Source organism: Natronolimnobius baerhuensis (assembly GCF_002177135.1).
GTDB classification, from domain to species: Archaea; Halobacteriota; Halobacteria; order Halobacteriales; family Natrialbaceae; genus Natronolimnobius; species Natronolimnobius baerhuensis.
This window is the reverse complement of the sequence record NZ_MWPH01000003.1, coordinates 218254-237223: the sequence shown is the minus strand read 5'-3', so window position 1 is coordinate 237223 and position 18970 is coordinate 218254. Positions and strand designations below refer to the sequence as shown.

At 60.5% G+C, this 18970-nt stretch carries 18 protein-coding genes; 8 read left to right on the top strand and 10 right to left on the bottom strand.

Annotation, left to right across the window (positions count from 1 at the left end):
• Window positions 1-49 precede the first annotated feature (49 nt).
• The 3 genes from B2G88_RS13745 to B2G88_RS13735 are packed head-to-tail and all read right to left on the bottom strand — an operon-like array spanning window position 50 to window position 2435.
• Window positions 50-1381, bottom strand: a complete 1332-nt coding sequence (locus tag B2G88_RS13745; RefSeq protein WP_054863553.1) for an OapC/ArvC family zinc-ribbon domain-containing protein — start codon at window positions 1379-1381, stop codon at window positions 50-52.
• Window positions 1382-1388: 7 nt separating this feature from the next.
• Window positions 1389-1790: a DUF2073 domain-containing protein gene (locus tag B2G88_RS13740; RefSeq protein ID WP_054863552.1), complete on the bottom strand. Its 402-nt coding sequence runs from the start codon at window positions 1788-1790 to the stop codon at window positions 1389-1391.
• A gap of 6 nt (window positions 1791-1796) precedes the next feature.
• A complete protein-coding gene (locus B2G88_RS13735; protein WP_087715082.1) occupies window positions 1797-2435 on the bottom strand; it encodes an Era-like GTP-binding protein in 639 nt (212 codons plus the stop codon).
• 871 nt (window positions 2436-3306) lie between these two features.
• Here B2G88_RS13735 and B2G88_RS13730 point away from each other — a divergent pair.
• Both B2G88_RS13730 and B2G88_RS13725 read left to right on the top strand, forming a co-directional pair.
• On the top strand, window positions 3307-5037 hold the full coding sequence (locus B2G88_RS13730) for a Cdc6/Cdc18 family protein (protein WP_087715081.1): 1731 nt from the start codon (window positions 3307-3309) through the stop codon (window positions 5035-5037).
• An 83-nt stretch (window positions 5038-5120) separates the two neighbouring features.
• Window positions 5121-5600 (top strand): hypothetical protein, encoded by a 480-nt coding sequence (locus tag B2G88_RS13725; RefSeq protein ID WP_087715080.1) that lies wholly within the window; start codon window positions 5121-5123, stop codon window positions 5598-5600.
• A 27-nt stretch (window positions 5601-5627) separates the two neighbouring features.
• On the opposite strand, the gene B2G88_RS13720 is transcribed toward B2G88_RS13725, so the two are convergent.
• A complete protein-coding gene (locus tag B2G88_RS13720) occupies window positions 5628-6527 on the bottom strand; it encodes a S24/S26 family peptidase (protein WP_087715079.1) in 900 nt (299 codons plus the stop codon).
• A 116-nt stretch (window positions 6528-6643) separates the two neighbouring features.
• Here B2G88_RS13720 and B2G88_RS13715 point away from each other — a divergent pair, with 116 nt between their 5' ends.
• Window positions 6644-8218 (top strand): DNA-directed DNA polymerase II small subunit, encoded by a 1575-nt coding sequence (locus B2G88_RS13715; RefSeq protein WP_087715078.1) that lies wholly within the window; start codon window positions 6644-6646, stop codon window positions 8216-8218.
• A 30-nt stretch (window positions 8219-8248) separates the two neighbouring features.
• On the opposite strand, the gene B2G88_RS13710 is transcribed toward B2G88_RS13715, so the two are convergent.
• Window positions 8249-8581 carry a winged helix-turn-helix domain-containing protein gene (locus B2G88_RS13710; RefSeq protein WP_054863551.1) on the bottom strand — a complete coding sequence of 111 codons (333 nt, stop codon included), beginning with the start codon at window positions 8579-8581 and terminating at the stop codon, window positions 8249-8251.
• 96 nt (window positions 8582-8677) lie between these two features.
• On the opposite strand from B2G88_RS13710, the gene B2G88_RS13705 reads away from it, so the two are divergent.
• On the top strand, window positions 8678-9430 hold the full coding sequence (locus B2G88_RS13705; protein WP_054863550.1) for an HFX_2341 family transcriptional regulator domain-containing protein: 753 nt from the start codon (window positions 8678-8680) through the stop codon (window positions 9428-9430).
• An 11-nt stretch (window positions 9431-9441) separates the two neighbouring features.
• On the opposite strand, the gene B2G88_RS13700 is transcribed toward B2G88_RS13705, so the two are convergent.
• Window positions 9442-9885, bottom strand: coding sequence for a hypothetical protein (locus tag B2G88_RS13700; protein ID WP_054863549.1), 444 nt, complete (start codon window positions 9883-9885; stop codon window positions 9442-9444).
• Window positions 9886-10033: 148 nt separating this feature from the next.
• On the opposite strand from B2G88_RS13700, the gene B2G88_RS13695 reads away from it, so the two are divergent.
• Both B2G88_RS13695 and B2G88_RS13690 read left to right on the top strand, forming a co-directional pair.
• Window positions 10034-11212 carry an aspartate kinase gene (locus B2G88_RS13695; protein ID WP_087715077.1) on the top strand — a complete coding sequence of 393 codons (1179 nt, stop codon included), beginning with the start codon at window positions 10034-10036 and terminating at the stop codon, window positions 11210-11212.
• A gap of 372 nt (window positions 11213-11584) precedes the next feature.
• Entirely contained in the window at window positions 11585-12937 is a 1353-nt protein-coding gene (locus B2G88_RS13690; RefSeq protein ID WP_087715076.1) for a tryptophanase, read from the top strand.
• Window positions 12938-12959: 22 nt separating this feature from the next.
• On the opposite strand, the gene B2G88_RS13685 is transcribed toward B2G88_RS13690, so the two are convergent.
• Both B2G88_RS13685 and B2G88_RS13680 read right to left on the bottom strand, forming a co-directional pair.
• On the bottom strand, window positions 12960-13325 hold the full coding sequence (locus tag B2G88_RS13685; protein WP_054863830.1) for a hypothetical protein: 366 nt from the start codon (window positions 13323-13325) through the stop codon (window positions 12960-12962).
• Window positions 13326-13423: 98 nt separating this feature from the next.
• Window positions 13424-14665, bottom strand: a complete 1242-nt coding sequence (locus tag B2G88_RS13680; protein ID WP_087715075.1) for a thiamine ABC transporter substrate-binding protein — start codon at window positions 14663-14665, stop codon at window positions 13424-13426.
• Window positions 14666-14753: 88 nt separating this feature from the next.
• On the opposite strand from B2G88_RS13680, the gene B2G88_RS13675 reads away from it, so the two are divergent.
• Entirely contained in the window at window positions 14754-15953 is a 1200-nt protein-coding gene (locus tag B2G88_RS13675; RefSeq protein WP_087715074.1) for an AI-2E family transporter, read from the top strand.
• Window positions 15954-16007: 54 nt separating this feature from the next.
• Window positions 16008-16772 carry a DUF5518 domain-containing protein gene (locus tag B2G88_RS13670; protein WP_087715073.1) on the top strand — a complete coding sequence of 255 codons (765 nt, stop codon included), beginning with the start codon at window positions 16008-16010 and terminating at the stop codon, window positions 16770-16772.
• Window positions 16773-16806: 34 nt separating this feature from the next.
• On the opposite strand, the gene B2G88_RS13665 is transcribed toward B2G88_RS13670, so the two are convergent.
• Entirely contained in the window at window positions 16807-18141 is a 1335-nt protein-coding gene (locus B2G88_RS13665) for an ABC transporter permease (protein WP_087715072.1), read from the bottom strand.
• The gene (locus B2G88_RS13660) at window positions 18141-18962 is read right to left on the bottom strand and encodes an ABC transporter ATP-binding protein (protein ID WP_245835400.1); all 822 of its coding nucleotides are present in this window, start codon (window positions 18960-18962) and stop codon (window positions 18141-18143) included. The genes B2G88_RS13665 and B2G88_RS13660 overlap by 1 nt, the downstream gene beginning before the upstream one ends.
• Window positions 18963-18970: the final 8 nt, after the last annotated feature.

Genomic DNA, 18970 nt, shown 5'->3' with positions numbered 1-18970 from the left:
ATCCATCTGTCTCCCCCGCTCGTCCGGCCTCGAGAGTCGAGAAAAAGCGCTACGCGTCGTCGCCGTCGCCATCGCGCCAGGAGTCAGGGACGTCGATCACGTATCGGCCATCCTCTTGCAGCGAAATAATGTACTCCTCGCGGTTATACAGTTCCATCAGGTTGAGTTCGTACTGTCCAGGGCGAACGATCTTGATGCTCTCGAACTGCTGGTTGAGTTCCTCCCGAAGATCCTCAATCGATGGCTCGTCGCCGGTCGGTTCGCTCACGACGCGGCCGTGTTCCGGTGGCGTATCGGTTGCGTCGGCCGTCGGGTCGGAATCGGGCTGTGTCGCTTCGGCAGTGTCAGCCCCACCGGTTTGAGACTGAGCCACCGACGAAATCTCAGCCGTCGATGCAGACTCGGCTGGCGACGGCTGCTCAGTCTGGTCTTGAGCGTCTGTCCCAGCGTGATCGCCACTCGAGTGTGAGTGAACCGGAAGTTCGTTCTCGGAGACAACGCCGCTTCGCGCATCCGCCTGCGCGGAGTTTTCGCTGTCTGCGTACGTCGTCGTCGGCTGTGCCTTCGAGTTGGAACTCGAGTCCACAGAGTGTGAGGATGACGTCTCCGATTGAGTGGCCGACTCGGACGGAGCCGTCGGGCCAGCCTGCTCGCTCGAGTCTGTCTCGGAACGCTTACTCGAGTCAGGCGTGGATCGGCGGTCTTCTGGCCGGCGTGCGGTCTCCGGCCACTCCGAGAACGCCTCCATTTCGTCTGGAGCGTCATCGGGAAGCGATTCCGGAGTCGCGGTTTGTGGCCACGCATGGTCGTCGCCATCTGCTTCGTGGGACGACTTACGTCCTGCCGGCTGCGTGGGTTCATCTGCTGCAGGCTGGGACGAATCGGCTCCCCCCGACTGAGAGGCGGCGTCTGCTGCAGACTGGGACGCATCCGCTGTTGCAGACTGCGTTTCGGTCGCTGGAGATTGATCGGCCTCCGACGATGCGGCCCCCTCAGCCCACGTCTCGTCTGCTCGAGTTGGCGTGTCTGTCGCCGGGTCGGTTCCACTCGAACTCGAGGAGGTCGCCTCGGTCGTCTCATCCGACGACACCCAATCACGAACCGTCTCCGCAGCACGAGCGGTCACGCTCTCGCGTTCAGTGGCGGGTGCGGAGTCATCCGCCGCGGCGTCGGCCGTGCCGGGTCCTGTTGAGTCCGCGTCACCGGGGTCGGATGTGGCTGCACTCGAACTCGAGGGAGCGGGTTCGTTCGATGCCGAACTCGAACTTGCACTCGAGGGCGTAAACTGGAACTTGTTCCCGCCACAGTCGGGACAGCCCGACAGCATCTCCTTGGAGCCGTCAGGGAACGTCCGACCACAGTTCGTACATTGGTGTGGCATGAGTAGATCAGTCCCGGGAGACGAGCGCGCTGATCAGCGTTTCGTCCTTGTGAAGCGTTTCGATCTGATTTGCTGGTCCGATGACCGTGAGTTTTGCATCTGCTTCCTCACTTCCCATGATCCGGCCGAGCAGGGACGAATCGCGCGAGTCTGATTTGGGATACGTTTCGATTTCGATCCCGTTGAACTCGTCCGGGCTGATTTCGGCCATCGTCACCTCGATGAGGCGGCTTTCCTCGTCGGGCGTCAGCCCCTCCTCGAGGATGACGATGTTGCCATCGTGGACGCCATCGAGGATCATGCGGATCTTCTCCATCGAGGCCATTCCTTGCATCCGCTCGCCGCTGATCAGATCGATCTGGACACCGTTTTCGGGCGACTCAGAGTCATCGTTGGTTGCTTGTGGCATCGGAAATCACCCGAAGTAGTCCGCGATGTTATCGTAGACTTCGTCCATGTTATCGCCTTCTTTGGCCGACAGCGGGACCGTCTTATGCTGTGGGAAGGCGTCTTCGATACGTTTGACGCTCGCGTCGTCGAGATCGATCTTGTTCGCGAAGATAAGAACAGGAAGATCACGAGATTCGATAATCCCGATCAGCATGGTATTAACCTGTGTGATCGGATCTTCTGCGCTATCTAAGACGTAGATCACGCCATCGACGTCTTCGCGCAACCAGTGCATCGCTTCGGCGACACCTTCGGTTGCTTCTCGAGAGCGACGGATCGCGTCGTCTTCGTCCATTTCGTCGGTGAACTCTTCGTAGTCGACTTTCGTCGTCACACCCGGCGTGTCGACGATGTCGATTGTCACCGTGCTTCCGTCGCGTTCGATTTCGACGTTTTCTTTTCTACGTGCGCGACGCGTTTCGTGTGGAACGTGACTTTCCGTTCCGACGGCGTCACCAGTCCAGTCACGTGCAATACGGTTCGCGAGGGTCGTCTTACCAGCGTTCGGCGGACCATAGATACCAATACGTTTGGGTTCCTGTTCTGAGAACAGGCGGTCCGTAACCCGAGAGACACTATCTTTGAGTTCTGTGAACAATCCCATCTGTAAGGGCCTCCAGCACCGCGGGGTGCATCTGCGCGTACTACTGACTGAATTCACTTAAGCTTATGTCTGTCCTATCGACTCACCAATAAGAGTGAACTACCAGACGAGAAAGTAGCACGGAAGTGGTCCAGTTATAGATATATCTATCGACCGATATATCACCAATCGCTGTTGCTGCGAGACCCCCACCCCTTCGTTTCGAGTGGAACTACAGAAGGGAGTGGGTCCCAGTCGATACTCGAGTCGGTGAGTGAACACCCGTGTTTCCCCTCGAACCGGATGCAGCGGTGTTCTCGAACGGGAATTCAGCAATAGCGATAAGTCTAGTAACTCGAGACGCTCTAGAGAGCTATTCTAGTAGGAACTAGTAACAATAATACACTCCTCTAGTAAACTATTCTATTTGCTAGGAGTGCGGATACTGTTTCTTGCCTACCCACCTAAACCTTCCCGTTCTAGATGCCATCGCTACCCCCCGCCCTCCTGTTTCCACGTTCCACTCGAAACAAAGGGGTGGGGGGTTCCCACCCCTGTATTGATTACCACGACACGAGGTAACACACTCCATAACCTCTCGAGTCTGAATCACTCTCTGGAACCTGATACGTTTTGCCGGGGTCAGTCTGATCGTGAATTCGAGACGCTACATTCTACCCAGCACTGCAACACTCTCGGAGTGATGGGAGAAATCGGTCCTGAAATGAAGGGAAGAATTTAATACGTCCGTCTTCCTTTGTTTCGTTTGCATCAACTGGACCCGAACCAGGCTCGGACGCTCGTAGATGGTGCTGTTTGGCCCATCTATGCACGATAATTCCTGTTCTGGGTTCGGGATTCCACCTGAAACCAAGGGGTGCGTGTACGAGGAATGTCAGACGACGATACGGAACCGACACAGTCAGAGACAGACGAGATCGACAATAGCGATGGGTTTTCAGCAGATCTCGAGGGAACTGATCTCGGCGGCGACGAACCCAAGCAGGGATTGTTCGACGATCTTCTGAGTGGCGAGCCAATCTTTGAGAACAAGGAGGTTCTCAGACCGTCCTATACGCCACACGAACTCCCCCACCGCAGCGATCAGATTAACAAGATGGCAACGATCCTCGTTGCCGCGCTTCGTGGTGAGACCCCGTCGAATATCCTTATCTACGGGAAAACTGGAACCGGCAAGACCGCCAGTGCGAAGTTCGTCAGCAAGGAACTCGAGAGCACGTCCAAGAAGTACAGCGTCCCCTGTGACGTCGAGTACATCAACTGTGAAGTGACCGATACCCAGTATCGCGTCCTCGCACAGCTCGCAAACAAGTTTATCGAGAAGAACAAAGCCCGTATCGACGACCAGATCGACTCACTCGAGACGCTTCGTGATGCACTCGAGGAGTACGACGCTGATCTCGAGGAGCAAGCGGACCTCGAGATCGATCCCGAGGTGTTCGAATCCACTTCCGAGTCGTCCACCCCTGGCGTTTCAACTGGACCCGACAAAACGCAGACAGAGAGCGATTCTCCAGGCGAAACAGAGGGGTCTGAATCGGGCGAGGATCCGACTAATTCCGAGGCAATCGATACCGGAGCGGAGTCCGTTGACTCGGACCCCACCGCTTCGACTGCACCCGACGCGGCCGACCATCCACTCGAGTCGACGCCGTTTGACTCTCGTGAGGAAATCGACGACCGGATCGAGTCGCTCGAGGATGACAAGGACTCGTTCGAGGACGTGCCGATGACCGGCTGGCCGACCGACCGCGTCTACAGCGTCTTCTTTGACGCCGTCGATTACGACGAGCGCGTTGTCGTCATCATGCTCGACGAAATCGATAAACTCGTCGAGAAAAGCGGCGACGACACGCTGTATAACCTTTCACGGATGAACTCTGAACTCGAGAACTCGCGCGTCTCGATCATCGGTATCTCGAACGACCTGAAGTTCACGGACTTTCTCGATCCGCGCGTCAAGTCCTCGTTGGGTGAAGAGGAGATCGTCTTCCCGCCATACGACGCGAATCAGTTGCGAGACATCTTAGAGCACCGCTCTGAGGTCGCGTTCAAAGGGAACGCACTCTCGGATGACGTGATTCCATTGTGTGCGGCGTTTGCCGCTCAGGAACACGGCGACGCTCGTCGTGCACTCGATCTGTTGCGGACTGCTGGTGAACTCGCAGAGCGCTCGCAGGCTGAGACGATCATCGAAGAACACGTCCGCGAGGCCCAGGACAAGATCGAACTTGACCGCGTCGTCGAAGTCGTGCGTACCCTTCCCACGCAGTCGAAACTCGTCCTCTTCTCGATCATCTTACTCGAGAAAAACGGCGTACACAGCATTAACACGGGCGAGGTGTTCAACATCTACAAGCGACTCTGTGAGGAGATCGACGCTGATGTGCTCACCCAGCGACGGGTGACGGATCTGATTAGCGAACTCGATATGCTGGGGATCGTCAACGCTGTCGTCGTCTCGAAGGGACGGTACGGCCGCACCAAAGAGATCAGTCTCTCGGTGCCAATCGACGAGACCGAAGCCGTGTTGCTCTCGGATTCGCGCCTCTCGGATATCGACGATGTCCAGCCGTTCGTTCAGGCGCGATTCGAGAACTGATCGCAGCAATTTCTGTTCATGGCCCCCTGTTTCGGGTGGACCGGCAGCGAAGGACCGATACGTCTCGGCGCGCGTGATACGATATGCAGCGACGAGCGGTTCTCGTCTCGAGCGTCGCCCTCACTGGACTCGCGGGCTGTCTCTTCCAGAATGAAGACGGCAGTGGCCACGAGGCTCGAGACCTCGAGGGAGATATCGATGGCTACGAATCCGGTGACCTCGAGATCGTCATCGACGGCGAGGCCGTCGACCTGAACGCTGACCGATTTCAGTCCGAACACGCGGAGAACGTTTCGCTTGATTTTCACTTTCACGAGGGCGACGACCGGTGGTATATGGACCGGGACCGCGTGACGTTCGCGGAGGGCATCGACCTGTTGCCACTCTTCGAGTACGACCGACTCGAGGGCGCGGATGTCATCACCTACGATGGGACGGTCTATGACGGCCGCGATGACGACACCGACCTGTCGTTCGAGCGCAACGGCGAGGACGTCGATCCGACAACGACGGAGCTACACGACGGGGATGATCTCCTGCTCGAGATTTTGGCGACCGAATAATGTGGGCTGTGCCGGACAGGATGAGAGCTATCGGTCTCGAGTTCGGCCCGCGGCAACGGCGAGTCCAACGCTTGCACTGGCACCGACGCCGGCGACGCCGGTCGCGCCGAGGGTGCTGGCTGACAGCCCGGCGGGGTTCAACCCGTCAAACGCAGACGCTGGAACGTCGATTACGGGTGCTGGAGCGGCCATTCCAGCAAAGAAGTCCTCGAAGGCCAGTCGGACGTGCCCGAGCCATGGGATGCGGAACGAGGCCTTGCCGGTGACCCACTCCGGTCTGACGACGTCGCTGACGTGGCCCCGATGCTGGTCGTAGCCGCTGTTGGCGTCGCCTTTCGTGATGAAGCCGGCGTGGGTTGCGGGACAGGTGCTGACTTGCTCACAGGTCGTGTCTCCAATGATATCCTCGTCTGCCCGTTCGACCCAGTCGTCGCCCTCATCGACCCAGAAGTGGGCACGATGGATCACCGGTGTCTGGAACTCGCTGCCGTCGGGTTGGAAGATGATGACATCACCATCCTGTCCGAACTTGTCGTGGCCGTCGCTGTTATCCATTGGCACGACGCCGGTGCCGTCGATGGGATCGTCACCCACGAAGCGCTCGTTGTCGACGACAAAGATGAGATCGCCACGCTCCATGTTCGGTTGCATGCTTCCGCTTTCGACAGCGACCAGTGGGGGCCAGACGCCACTGATTCCGAACAACAGGAGGCCGACCACAGCGACGATGGCGACGCTACTCAAAATATCTCGCGTGATGGCGACTCGTTCGTCACTGGTGTTGAGAAACCAGCGAACGTAGCCATCGTCTGCGACCGTCACATCGTCCGCTGTATTGGCGTCGTCCGGTGGCTGCCGAGTCGACTGGTCCTCTTGGCCAGACCAGTCGTCGTCATCGTCAACCCTGCCGGCATCGGGCCCGCTCATTGTCCGTCCTTTGCCGGGGGCGAAAATCAACCTTCTGCTCATGCTCACGGTTTTGCACTCGCGCCCGAGCCCGCGCCATCGCTATTCTTTTTGCCACCCTCACGAATGCGATTCGTGTGCCGCTCGAGGACCACGCCCGAATTGTCAGTGAACTCACTAGCCGCGGCTACAACGCCGAACGCGAAGCCGTGACGCAACTCGCTGCCACAGACCAGCCCGCGGCTGTCCTCGAGTTCCTCCTCGAGGACCTGCCGGCTGATGCACTGGTTGTTCGCTCTGCTCACGTCGAATCGGCGCGCTCGGCCCTCGAGACCGACGCAGCCGCGGCGAACCCGGATCCTGCCGCTCCCGACTCCGCCGCACAGACTGACTCCACCCCCTCTGTTTCGACTGGAACGACCCAGCCCACGGCGAGTGGCTCTGGGGCTGAAACTCCAGTCGAAACCGAGGGGTCTCAGCCCATCGAGCGGAGCGTCGATCACGACCTGCGCGACCTCGAGATTGCAGGCGATATGACCGGCCAGAGTACCGGCACGGGCGAGTATTCGGATTTTGTGACCGTCTTTCGGGACCGCCTCGAGCGACTCGGATCGAAGCTTCGCGGGCGGATCAATCACCGGCCGGCGACGGCGATTCAGAGCATGCCGGGCGGGAGCGAGGTCGCGATGGTCGGGTTGGTCAACGACGTTCGCTCGACGGCCAGCGGTCACTGGCTGGTCGAACTCGAGGATGCCACTGGAACCTTCCCGTGGCTTGTGATGAAAGATCGGGAGTACGCCGATCTGGTCAACGAACTGCTCTGTGATGAGGCGCTGGCGATGGAAGGGACACTGTCTGATGATGCCGGCATCGCGTTCGTCGATTCGATGTACTTCCCGGACGTGCCCCGAACACACGAGCCATCAACGGCTGATCGCCACGTCCAGGCCGCACTGATCAGCGACGTCCACGTCGGCAGCGACGAGTTCATGGCCGATGCCTGGAACGACTTTGCCGACTGGCTTCATACTGAGCAAGCCAAACACGTCGAATACCTGCTCCTCGCTGGCGATATGGTCGAAGGCGTCGGCGTCTACCCGGATCAGGACGACGAACTCGAGATTATCGACATCTACGAACAGTACGAGGCGTTCAACGAACGGCTCAAGCAGGTGCCAGGCGATCTCGACATCGTCATGATTCCGGGCAACCACGACGCGGTTCGACTGGCCGAACCTCAACCTGGATTCGACGAGAGACTGCGGGGGATTATGTCCGCCCACGACCCACAGATCGTGAGCAATCCCTCGACGGTCACGCTCGAGGGCGTCTCCGTCCTGATGTATCACGGGGTTTCACTGGACGAGGTCATCGCAGAACTTCCTGAGGAGAAAGCGAACTATGACGAGCCACACAAGGCGATGTACCAACTCTTGAAAAAGCGCCACGTCGCCCCGCAGTTTGGTGGTCACACCCGACTGGCACCCGAGGAGAAAGACTATCTCGTCATCGATGAGGTGCCCGACATTTTCCACACGGGCCACGTTCACAAACTCGGCTTTGGCAAGTATCACAACGTGCTCGCGATCAACTCGGGCTGTTGGCAGTCACAGACGGATTTCCAGAAGAGCGTCAACATCGATCCTGACGCAGGCTTTGCGCCAATCGTCGACCTCGATACGCTCGATGTCACAGTTCAGAAGTTCAGTTGAGAGCCGCCTCGAGTTCAGGATGGAGCCTGCTCACGCCTCGACCGTCGCTTCGAATTCGTCTCCAGTCAGCGAAATCGTCAGTTCGTCGACGACGGCGCGGTACTGCTTGCAGTGATTGCCATCGGGTCGAATCTGTGGCTCTGACTCGACGAGTCCGGCGTCCGTGAGATCGTTCAGCCGGCGGTAGATCGTCACCTTCGATCCCGGACAGCGATCCGTCAACTCTCGAGCGGTCGCTGGGTCCTCGCGAAGCACCGCGAAGATTTCTTGGACGTACTCGTCCCCAAGCAGGGTCAGTGCCGCCTCGACATCGATATCGATGTTCGCCTCGAGGTTCTGTTGTCGGTAATGCTGTCGTGCCATATATCCCTCTATATCGGGGGTTCTATTCAGTAGTTTCATGAAACTATGCATACAATCGATACTACTATAGTATCAGTACTACGTATACTATCTACAATGACAGGTGACACGGAGCTTCGGCCAATCGTCGAGGTCCATATCGCCCCGCTTGGGTACGAGTACGACCGAATTTGCCAGCCTGTCCTCGAATACGGCGCTGATTTGTTGTATCTGCTCGAGGACGACGACGGCGAGGCGGTTCCGTATCACGACCAACTGATCGAGGAACTTTCCGATCACGGTGTGGCGGTCCACGTCCGCGAAATCGACCTGGGCGATATGTACGATGTCCTCGGCGAGATTACGACCATCGTCGACGAGTACCGCGAGGATATCGTCCGCGTCAATGTCTCGAGTGGGCCGAAACTGGCTGATATTGGTGCGGCGCTTGCCTGCATGGCGACGGACGCGAACGGCTACTACGTCCACCCTGAGGAACGAGCGCATCCGGTCACTGACACGCCACGAACGGCAGGGATGACGGTCGCCGAACAGTTACCATCCTATCCACTCGAGACGCCGACAGCGGATCAGGTCCGCATTCTGAACTTCATCGAGAACAAGGATACAGCGTCTTACACGCCGAAAAAGAGCGATCTAATCGACTTCGCTGAAGAAAACGATCTCACCTTTATGACGAAATCCCAACCGGCCAACGACAAGGCGAAATTCGCCCTGTTGAACAACCGAATCATCGACCCGCTGCTCGAAATCGGCTATATTGACGTCGAATCGGTTGGGCGGACCAAGCAAGTGCTCCTCACCGAGACGGGAGAGAACGCGCTGCGGGCGTTTCGACACAAACTGTAGGAGTCGGGACCCTACCTCGAGGGCTCGAGTCGAAATCGAACCGTCTGGGCACCGTTGAATCGCGGCCCCAGTCCCTGTCGTTCGAAGCCGAGGTCTTCCGCGGCACCGATGATTGCGTCCGTCTCCGGAGAAACGAGCACCTCGACGGCCATCGATTCGCGTTCGGCGAATCGGACTGGTTCGCCAAGCAGTCGCTTGCAGGCGTCCCCGGTTCCATCGAGTTGTGTGATGTGTACCGTTTCTTCGCGCGCGTCAAAACTGATGAATCCCAGCAGGTCTTCGGGATTCGAGCCATCGTACTGTGAGTTTTCGATATCGGCGTTCGGGTCGTGGGTGCCGTCCTCGGCGACGCGAACTGTCCGGTCGTGGACGAGATTTCGCATCACATCAGTTGGAGAATCAGCAATGGCCGCGAGCGCATCAGCGTCGGCCTCGAGGGCATCCCGTACGTTCATTGTTCTATGCTATGTACTCCCATAACAATAAATCTCGCCCGCGAATGGCACTCTGCAACACGCAATGGGACACAGTTATTTGCACGCTCTGGTAACGACGGTGTATGAGCCACGCCACCGGTATGCGATCTGCGTGTGAGGTGTCAGCATGCGAGTTGTAGCTAAATTCGGCGGAACCAGTCTTGGCAGCGGTGACCGAATCGACCGCGCTGCAGATTCCGTCGCTGCAGCCGTCGAAGACGGCCACGAAATCGCCGTCGTCGCCAGCGCAATGGGATCGACCACGGACGACTTACTCGAGGACATCACCTTCGAGACTGACGAAATGGACCGCGCCCAGATCGTCAGTATGGGCGAGCGAACGTCCGTACGGATGCTCAAAGCCGCCCTCGCATCGCGGGGCATCGAGGCTCGCTTCCTCGAGCCTGGCAGCGAGGGCTGGCCGGTGATCACCGACGAGTACGGCGAGGTCGACGTCGAAGAAACACAGGCACGTGCACTCGCGCTCGCCGAGGAGATGGACGGCGTCGTTCCGGTCCTGACAGGCTTCCTCGCGGAAGGGCCGGACGGATCGATCACGACGCTCGGCCGCGGCGGGAGTGATACGACGGCCGTGATGATGGGCAAGTATATGGACGCTGACGAGGTCGTCATCGTGACCGACGTCGAAGGAGTCATGACCGGCGACCCGAACGTCGTCGAAGGCGCTCGCAACGTCGGCGAGATTTCGGTTGATGAACTCCGAAACCTTTCGTTCCGCGGTGCTGAGGTCGTTGCACCTTCTGCACTGTCGTACAAGGAAGGCCCGCTCGACGTTCGTGTCGTCCACTACCAACACGGCGACTTGCTCGACGGCGGGACGAGCATCGAAGGCGAGTTCAAGAATCTGGTCGACCTGCGCGAGCGCCCACTGGCCTGCCTGACTGTTGCCGGTCGCGCAATCCGCAACGAACCCGGTATCTTCCAGCATCTCTCGGAAGCACTCGGCGAGAGCGACGTCAACATCGACGCCGTCGCCAGCGGCATGGACACGATCACGTTCTACATCGACGAGTCCGAAGCCGAACGCGCCGAAAACATCCTCCACCGCGAGGTTATCGCCCGCGACGAACTCTCGAGTGTGACGGTCGACTCACCTACCGCTGTTATCCGCGTAACGGGTGGCGAACTGCCCAATCAGCCGGGAATCATCAACGAGATCGTCAAGCCAATCGCCGACGAGCGCATCCACCTGCAGGATGTCGTTACGAGCGCAACCAGCGTCGCCCTGTTCGTCGAGTGGGACGACCGCGAGAAGACCCTCGAGTTAACACAGGACCTGTTCTAACCGCCTGCTCGAGGCCGGATTCTCGAGCGTTGACCGTGTTCGTGCACAACGAATTTTTGGTTGCATCCCGTTAGAGACGCCATGGGCCGACTTCAAGCGACTGTCCGACGACTCGGAACGCAGTGTCCACACTGTGCGTCTGCACGAACCGTCGGCGTTCCGGCGACGACTGGATTGCGCCACTGTTTCGGCTGCGGGGAGCGTTTCACCGATAGCGAAATCTGAACCGGTTGCAGAACAGACTCCGCTTTTTTGACCGCCAAAACGCAGCCGTACTCGCCTCTCCGGAACTGTCCGATTTCAGCCGAATCTTGCCGTTAGAGACCACATTCCGTCACTCAATTTCAACTATCCCGGCGGCGTGGCGGGTGTATGGTCAGCTACAAATCGAAATCCGTCGAGCGTATCTCTTTGCCCTCGAGGGAGGAACGCGAGCGCAACTTACAGCAGGCCCAGTACAACGTCTTCAATCTCCCCGCTGATGCGGTGTTTATTGACTTACTGACCGACAGCGGGACGGGTGCAATGAGCGACGAGCAGTGGGCCGCACTCTTGCGAGGCGACGAAGCCTACGCCGGCTCACAGAGCTTCGAGCGCCTCGAGTCGGCAGTGTCTGACGTGATGGGCTTCGAGCACGTTATCCCGGCCCATCAGGGCCGAGGGGCGGAGAACGTCCTCTACGGCACGCTTCTCGGCGACACCCCCGATGCCGTGGTTCCGAACAACACCCACTTCGATACCACTCGCGCCCACGTCGCAAATCAGGGCGCAGCGCCGGTCGACTGTCCGGTACCTGACGCACACGACCCGGACGCCGACGAGCCGTTCAAGGGAAACACCTCGCTCGAGGAGCTTCGGGCGGTCGTCGACGATGTTGGGGCCGATCAGGTTCCGCTGGTGATCCAGACGATCACGAACAACTCGGCGGCGGGCCAGCCGGTGAGCGTCGACAACACCCGCCGGGTGCGCGAGTTCGCCGAGGAAATTGACGCGACGTTCGTCATCGATGCCTGTCGGTTCGCCGAGAACGCGTACTTCGTCCACCAGCGCGAGGACGAGTTTTCGGACGCCACAATCGAGGAAATCGCGCGCGAGCAACTCGGCTACGCCGACGCCATCGTCATGAGCGGGAAGAAAGACGGCCTGGTCAACACCGGCGGCTTCGTCGCGACCAACGATCCCGACCTGTTCGACCGCTGCAAGCAGCGAGCGATCCTCTACGAGGGCTTTCCGACCTACGGCGGGATGGCCGGGCGCGACCTCGCCGCGATGGCCGTCGGCCTGCGCGAAGCCGTCACGGAAACGTACGTCGCCGACCGCGTCGAACAGGTCCGAACGTTCGGCTCGCTGCTCGCCGACGTCGGCGCGCCGGTCTACACCCCGACCGGCGGCCACGCAGTCTATCTCGACGCTGCTGAAGCGCTCCCCCATCTCGAGGCGACGGCATTTCCGGGCCAAGCGCTGGTCTGTGCGCTCTACCGCGAAGGCGGCGTTCGCGGCGTCGAACTCGGGAGTTTCGCGTTTCCGGACACGGATCGGCCGGAACTGGTTCGTCTCGCCGTGCCGCGACGAACGTATCACCGCGAGCACTTCGAACACGTCGCTGAGACGGTCAAGACTGTCCTCGAGAACAGTGGGGCGATCTCGGGCCTCGAGATCGCGACCGATCCGGCGATTCCGGAGTTGCGTCACTTTACGGCGGGACTCGAGCCGGTGTCGCCCTGAGACGGAGTGGAGTAGGAAGCCGTTAGCGACTCGAGACGACAGCGCGTGCGCGGTCGCGAATCGATGGGTCCGGCTCGGGTTCTGAACGACTTTGGAGCCGTCGGGCTGCGGTTCGGACGCCGTGTTTCGCCGATTCGGAGCCAGCGAGGCTGATCGCCCAGTCGGGAACCTGCGATTCGATTTCGGCTCGCTTCTGTTCTTTCATTTGGCTGTACTGACGAAGCAGCAAGCCGACGCCGATGAACATACCGGCGTCGAGCAGTTCTCGGCGAAACCGCTCTTGGTCGTTGCGTACCGCGATGGCCTTGACGAGCGAGAGGCCGCCAATCGCGAGGTAGAGTTTTGAACTTCTCGATGGGTCGCCGCTGAGTAACCGTCCGAGTGCCATGCGACGCGACGTACCACGCTCGGTACCTTAAAACTGTAACGCGAAGTCGCGTGTGAGGTGGTTTACCCTTCGAATTTGGTGAGAATGACGCAAACCGTTCACTCACGCTCGCCTGCCGTTTCGTTTGCTGGCTCACTCTCATTTGACTCGGTTTCGTCGTCGCTGGTCGCTTCAACCGTTGTCTCGGCATCTGGGTCATCCGGATCGGGTGGGTCCGGTGGAGTCACGTCCGCCCACTCGTCGCCGAACTCGGCGTCCCACTCCTCGAGCCACCCGGGGAGGTGGCCACTGAGGTCGTCGTAGTCTGCGGTGACGGTCTGTTGGGGCTCCTCACCCACGCGGTCGAAGGCGTCCGGTAACTCGACGTATGGCTCCTCAACGGCGGGATACTGGGCGTTTCGCAGGGCGAGTTCTGCCTGGGCCGTCTCCGAGAGCAGAAAGTCGATGAACTCGTACGCGACGTCTGGCCGCGGCGTCGTCTCGAAGACGGCCACACCCTCAGTCAACTGGAAGTGTTGGCCTTCGAGTCCGGTCGTCTGATGCCGACTCAGGTCGCGGCCGTCCGCGGCTGCTCTGACGGGGTCCGTCGAGTAGGAGACGAGCATCGGGCGCTCTGCGGCGAGATACGTCCAGTAGGCATCCATCCAGTTCTCGTGAACCTCGAGGCCGTTCTCTGTCAGTCCGTGCCAGTATTCGAGGAAGTCCGTGCCGTATTCGACAATCGTCCACAGCAAGAAGCCGAGTCCGGAGGGAGACGTCCGTGGGTCCTGTGCGAGTAACGCATCGGCGTACTCCTCCTCGAGCAGTGCCTCGAAGGTTGTCGGTGGGGCCTCGAGTTCGTCTTCGTCGAAGACGAGCGAGAGATACCTTGTCCCGACCGGCAGAACTCTGTTCGCGGGATCATCGAACGCGAGGTCGCCTCGAAGCCGCTGGTCGTACTCGAGCTGGTCGCGGTCGATACTCTCAAAGAGTGCGCCAGCGCCGAGTGCGTCATCGACGCGGACGAGGTCGCCCGCGGTCAGCCCGAGATAGAGGTCCGCACCAAGGCTGGCCTCGAGTTCGCCGCGGCGGATGAAGTGATCGATACCGGCTTCGGGGACGCGCCAGCGAATCTCTGTGTCGTATTCCTCCTCAAAAGTTTCTTTGAGCCACGCGCCGGCGGAGGCGTCGCCGGTGACCATCGACGGATCGGTTGCAACACGCAGGGCGTCATCCATGCTTCCGTTGCTGGTGTCTTCCTCCGGGTCGTCGCTCTCCTCGCGAGTAAAACAGCCTGCGAGGCCGGCGACGCAGACGCTCGAGCCTGCGCCGACGCGCCTGAGGAACGACCGTCGTCTCATTGTACCCACATTCTCCCGCGATGGCTTAAGACCGATGCTGATCTGTTGGTGGGAACAATTTTACGCCTCCAATGACTGTCTTCTGTCGATGTCGAACGAGCGTGGGACGCGGACGACGGACCAGTCTCCTCCGAGTGAGACGGCGGCACAACCGACAGCGCCACCAGAACACACCCAGTCGGGGCGAACTCGTCGATACGTCCTCGCTGGGATCGTCCTCACGCTGGGACTTCTCACGGGGGCCATCTTGCTCGAGGTTCTCAGTACGATCTTGCTCGCGTTGACGGTTGCATACGTCCTCTTGCCCGTCCAGCGGTGGTTCGTCCGGCGTGGCCTCTCTGAGTGGATGGGCGCTGTCGCCGCGACGATGATCGGCTTTGCCAGTGCGCTCGTCGTCTTTTCGCCGATCATTGGTACCCTCTACTTTCGACTCGAGGAGATCATCGCACTGATCGAAGGACTGCCCGAGGAGATTCCGATTTCGGTGGCTGCCTTCGATATGACCTACGTCGTCGATGTCGCGGAGATGCAGGGGCTTGCCATCGACACCGTGAGCAGTATTGGGGCCTCACTCGCCCTCGCGTTGCCCGTGCTTGCGATCAAGTTTGCGCTGTTCGTCATCCTGCTGTTCGCGCTGTTGCTAAAGGGTGATGCCGCCGGCCGGGCCGCAATCGCGCCGGTACCCCACGACTACCGGGACATCGTCTACGCACTCGCACGACGCGCTCGAGAGACGTTGTATGCGATTTATGTTTTGCAACTGGCGACGTCCGTGGCGACGCTTGCGCTTGGTTATCCGCTGTTCTGGGCGCTTGGCTACGAGATGGCCTTTACGCTCGCAATGATCGCTGCCATCTTGCAGTTCGTGCCGATCATCGGTCCGAGTTTGTTGATCGTCCCGATTGCAGTCTATCACATCGCTGCGGGCGAACTCGCCGCGGCAGTGCTGGTCGGCGTCCTTGGCATTTCGCTCATCGCCTGGTTCCCCGACATTTTCGTCCGACCGCGACTTGCCCAGCGCTCGGCCGGCTTAGCTGGCAGCCTCTACTTTGTCGGCTTTACCGGCGGCCTCTTTACGCTCGGTGCAATCGGCATCGTCGTTGGCCCGCTGATCGTCGCTGTCTTCGTCGAAGCCGTTGACCTCCTCGCCGACGAGGTCAACGGCGACGTCACGCTCGAGGCGCTGGCTGAGGACGCACTCGAAGGTGGATCAGCATCTTCCGATGCTGAGACAGACACTGGTGATCCCGACGCATCCCCGCCCGACCCGCCGCTCGCTGACGATTAACCACAGAGTAGTCGCCACACCTATTTTTTCACGGTGCTCGTCGTGAGTCCGGCTATGGTGACTGGCAGAACCCTCGTTCACGCGCTCGTCGGTGCACTCGTCGGCGTCGTCCTCTCGTTCATCCCGTTTTCGACCGTCATCGGTGGCGCAGTCGCGGGCTTTCTCGAGGGGCCGGATAGTCGTGATGGCACCGTCGCCGGCGCGCTTGCCGGCGCGATCACGTTCGTACCGATCCTCGGCGGTGTGTTCCTCGTCGCGGCGGTGCTCGGACTCGGTGTCAGCGTCGCCGCGATTCCACTCGAGGGGGGTGCACTCGCGCTGATCGTGATGGGATTCCTCTCGATGATCGTCTTGCTCTACACCGTCGGGTTGGCGCTGCTCGGCGGCTACCTCGGCGCGTACCTCGCAGGACAGTATCCCGATCAGTACGCCCGAACACGTGGCTCGCTCGGAGCCGACTCTCGCGCATCGTCTGGACACCACTCGAGGCCGGAGTCGTGGACCGCTCACGAACACTCTCCACGCGCCCGTGACCGCGAGCGCACGGCCAACCGAGATCGATGGCGGAGCGACGACGCTCGAGCACAGCCTCGAGACCCTCGTTCGCGGGCGGACGACCAGCCCAGGGCTGACCGCCCAGATAGCACAACGGAGACGTTTCAGCCGGACCCGAACGACCGACTCGAGCCGGAGCGCTGGCTCGAGACTGACGAGGTGAACGAAGCAACTGACGCGACCACGAACACGGACGCGGACGCACAATCGGATGCGGATACAGAGACGGAGCGAAACCACGAGACGGAACGCGACCGCGAGTAGCGCACCAGAATTGTTTCGACCGAACGGACAGCGCTCACTCGTACCGAAGCGCGTCTATCGGATCGGTTCGCGCGGCCTGCCAGGCGGGATACAGCCCGGAGGCGACGCCGACGAGGATGCCGACGGCAATCGCGAGTGCGACGTACTCGTAGGGATAGACTAGCGGCAACTCGATGTACCACGCGCCCAAATAGCCGACGGCAAGTCCCAGCACAGTCCCGAGTACCGCACCGATTGCCCCGAGGATCACGGCTTCCGTCAGGAACAGTCCGAGGACGTCGCGATTCTGCGCGCCAACGGCTTTCATAATCCCGATCTCACGCGTGCGCTCGGTCACCGAGACCAGCATGATGTTTGCAATGCCAATCGAGCCGACGACCAGCGAGATCGCCGCGATGCCGACGATGAAGTTCTGCAGTAACCCCAGTATATCCTCGAGTTGCTGAAGCAGTTCAGTACTCGTCTGCAGCGTCATCTCGAGATCATCACCCAGCAACTCGCCTGCATCGGAGTCGTCGCTCTCGAGATAGGCAACTGCGCGCTCTCGAGCGGCGTCGATGTCGTCCTCGTCGGCAGAGTCGGCCTGGACGACGATGGCGAGAAAGAGCGCATCGTCGTTGTCTGTATCGTCGGCTGCTGCTGTGTCATCGCCGTTTTCCGCAGCGTCGTCATCGCCGTCCGCCCCGTCATCGTCGCCTGGAACAGGGACCATGTCACCGCCCGCCTCGGTGTAGAAGGGGTCGGTGGGCACGTACACCCGCGGCGATGGCTCGAAGCCTTCGAACGGGCTCAGCCCCTCCGAACTCTCGGTGATCCCGACCACCGTGACGGTCGTCGTCTCGCCACCCTGGAGCGCAATCGTCAATTCGTCGTCGACGGAGACGTTCTCCTCGAACTGCTCGGCGACGGCCGGGTTGATCACCGCCTCCTGTTCGCCCTGCTCAAACTGGCGACCCTCCTCGAGCGTCCCCTCCCTGATATAGGGCGGCCCGGCAGCGACGAGCGCGTCGCTCTGCGGGGAAATTTCGTCTTCGAAGATGAGCGCCTGCGTGGACAACGGCATGTAGCCGTAGGCCGCGTCGATATCGGCCTCCCCGTCGAGCGTCTCGAGATCACGTTCGCTTACCACTGGCTGTGCGCCCGCGAGCGGACCGCCTTCGGTATCTGGATCGGACGCCCAGCCGTAGACGTTGCGCTGGTCGTCCGGGCTGATATCGCCGATGACGCCCGCTTGCAGGCTCGCACCGAGCGTGACGAAGGCGATGACGGCGGCGATGCCGATCACGACGCCAAGTGTCGTCAGCGCCGAGCGCAGTTTGTGTCCGCGGATCGACCGCCAGGCCAGCCCCAGCAACTCGAGTGGCCCCATTACTTTCCACCCGTCTCCGGCGGGTCGTCGTCTGTCGCCGAGTCGCTCTTCGGTGCTGTCGATTCCCCGCCGTCGAGCGACTCGATCCGCTCGAGTTGTCCATCGAGCACGTGGACGATTCGTTCTGCCCGTTCGGCGACGTGGCGTTCGTGAGTGACAACGACCATCGTCGTTCCGGCGTCGTGAAACTCCGCGAAGAGATCGAGGACGTCCGATTCGGTCTCGGTGTCGAGATTGCCCGAGGGCTCGTCGGCCAGCACGATTGCGGGGTCGTTCACCAGCGCGCGAGCGAGTGCCACCCGCTGGCGTTGGCCACCGGACAACTCGTTTGGCATGTGGTCCGTCCGATCACCTAATCCGACGCGCTCGAGTAACTCTCGCGCCCGCTCGTGGCGCTCACCACGGTCGATTCCCTGAAACAACTGGGGGAGTGCAACGTTCTCGAGGGCGTTTAGTCGCGGCATCAGATTGAACGTCTGGAAGACGAACCCAACCGTCGTCCCACGCAGTCGGGTCCGCTCGCGGTCGCTCAACTGGGCCACGTCCGCGCCGTCGACGACGACGGTACCCTCCGTGGGCGTATCCAGACAGCCCACGAGGTTCATCAGCGTCGACTTCCCGGAGCCGCTCGGCCCCATAATCGCCGTATACGAGCCGCGTGGAATCTCGAGCGAGACGCCATCCAGCGCGTGAACCGGCTCGCCGAGCTGGTAGGTCTTGCGCACGTTCTCGAGGGTAACTGCGCTTCCCGTTCCCGCCGACTCCGCAGTTGACGCGGGTTCCGCCGCTGGCCCCGACTGCCCGCCTGCACCCGATGTCATAGGTGGTC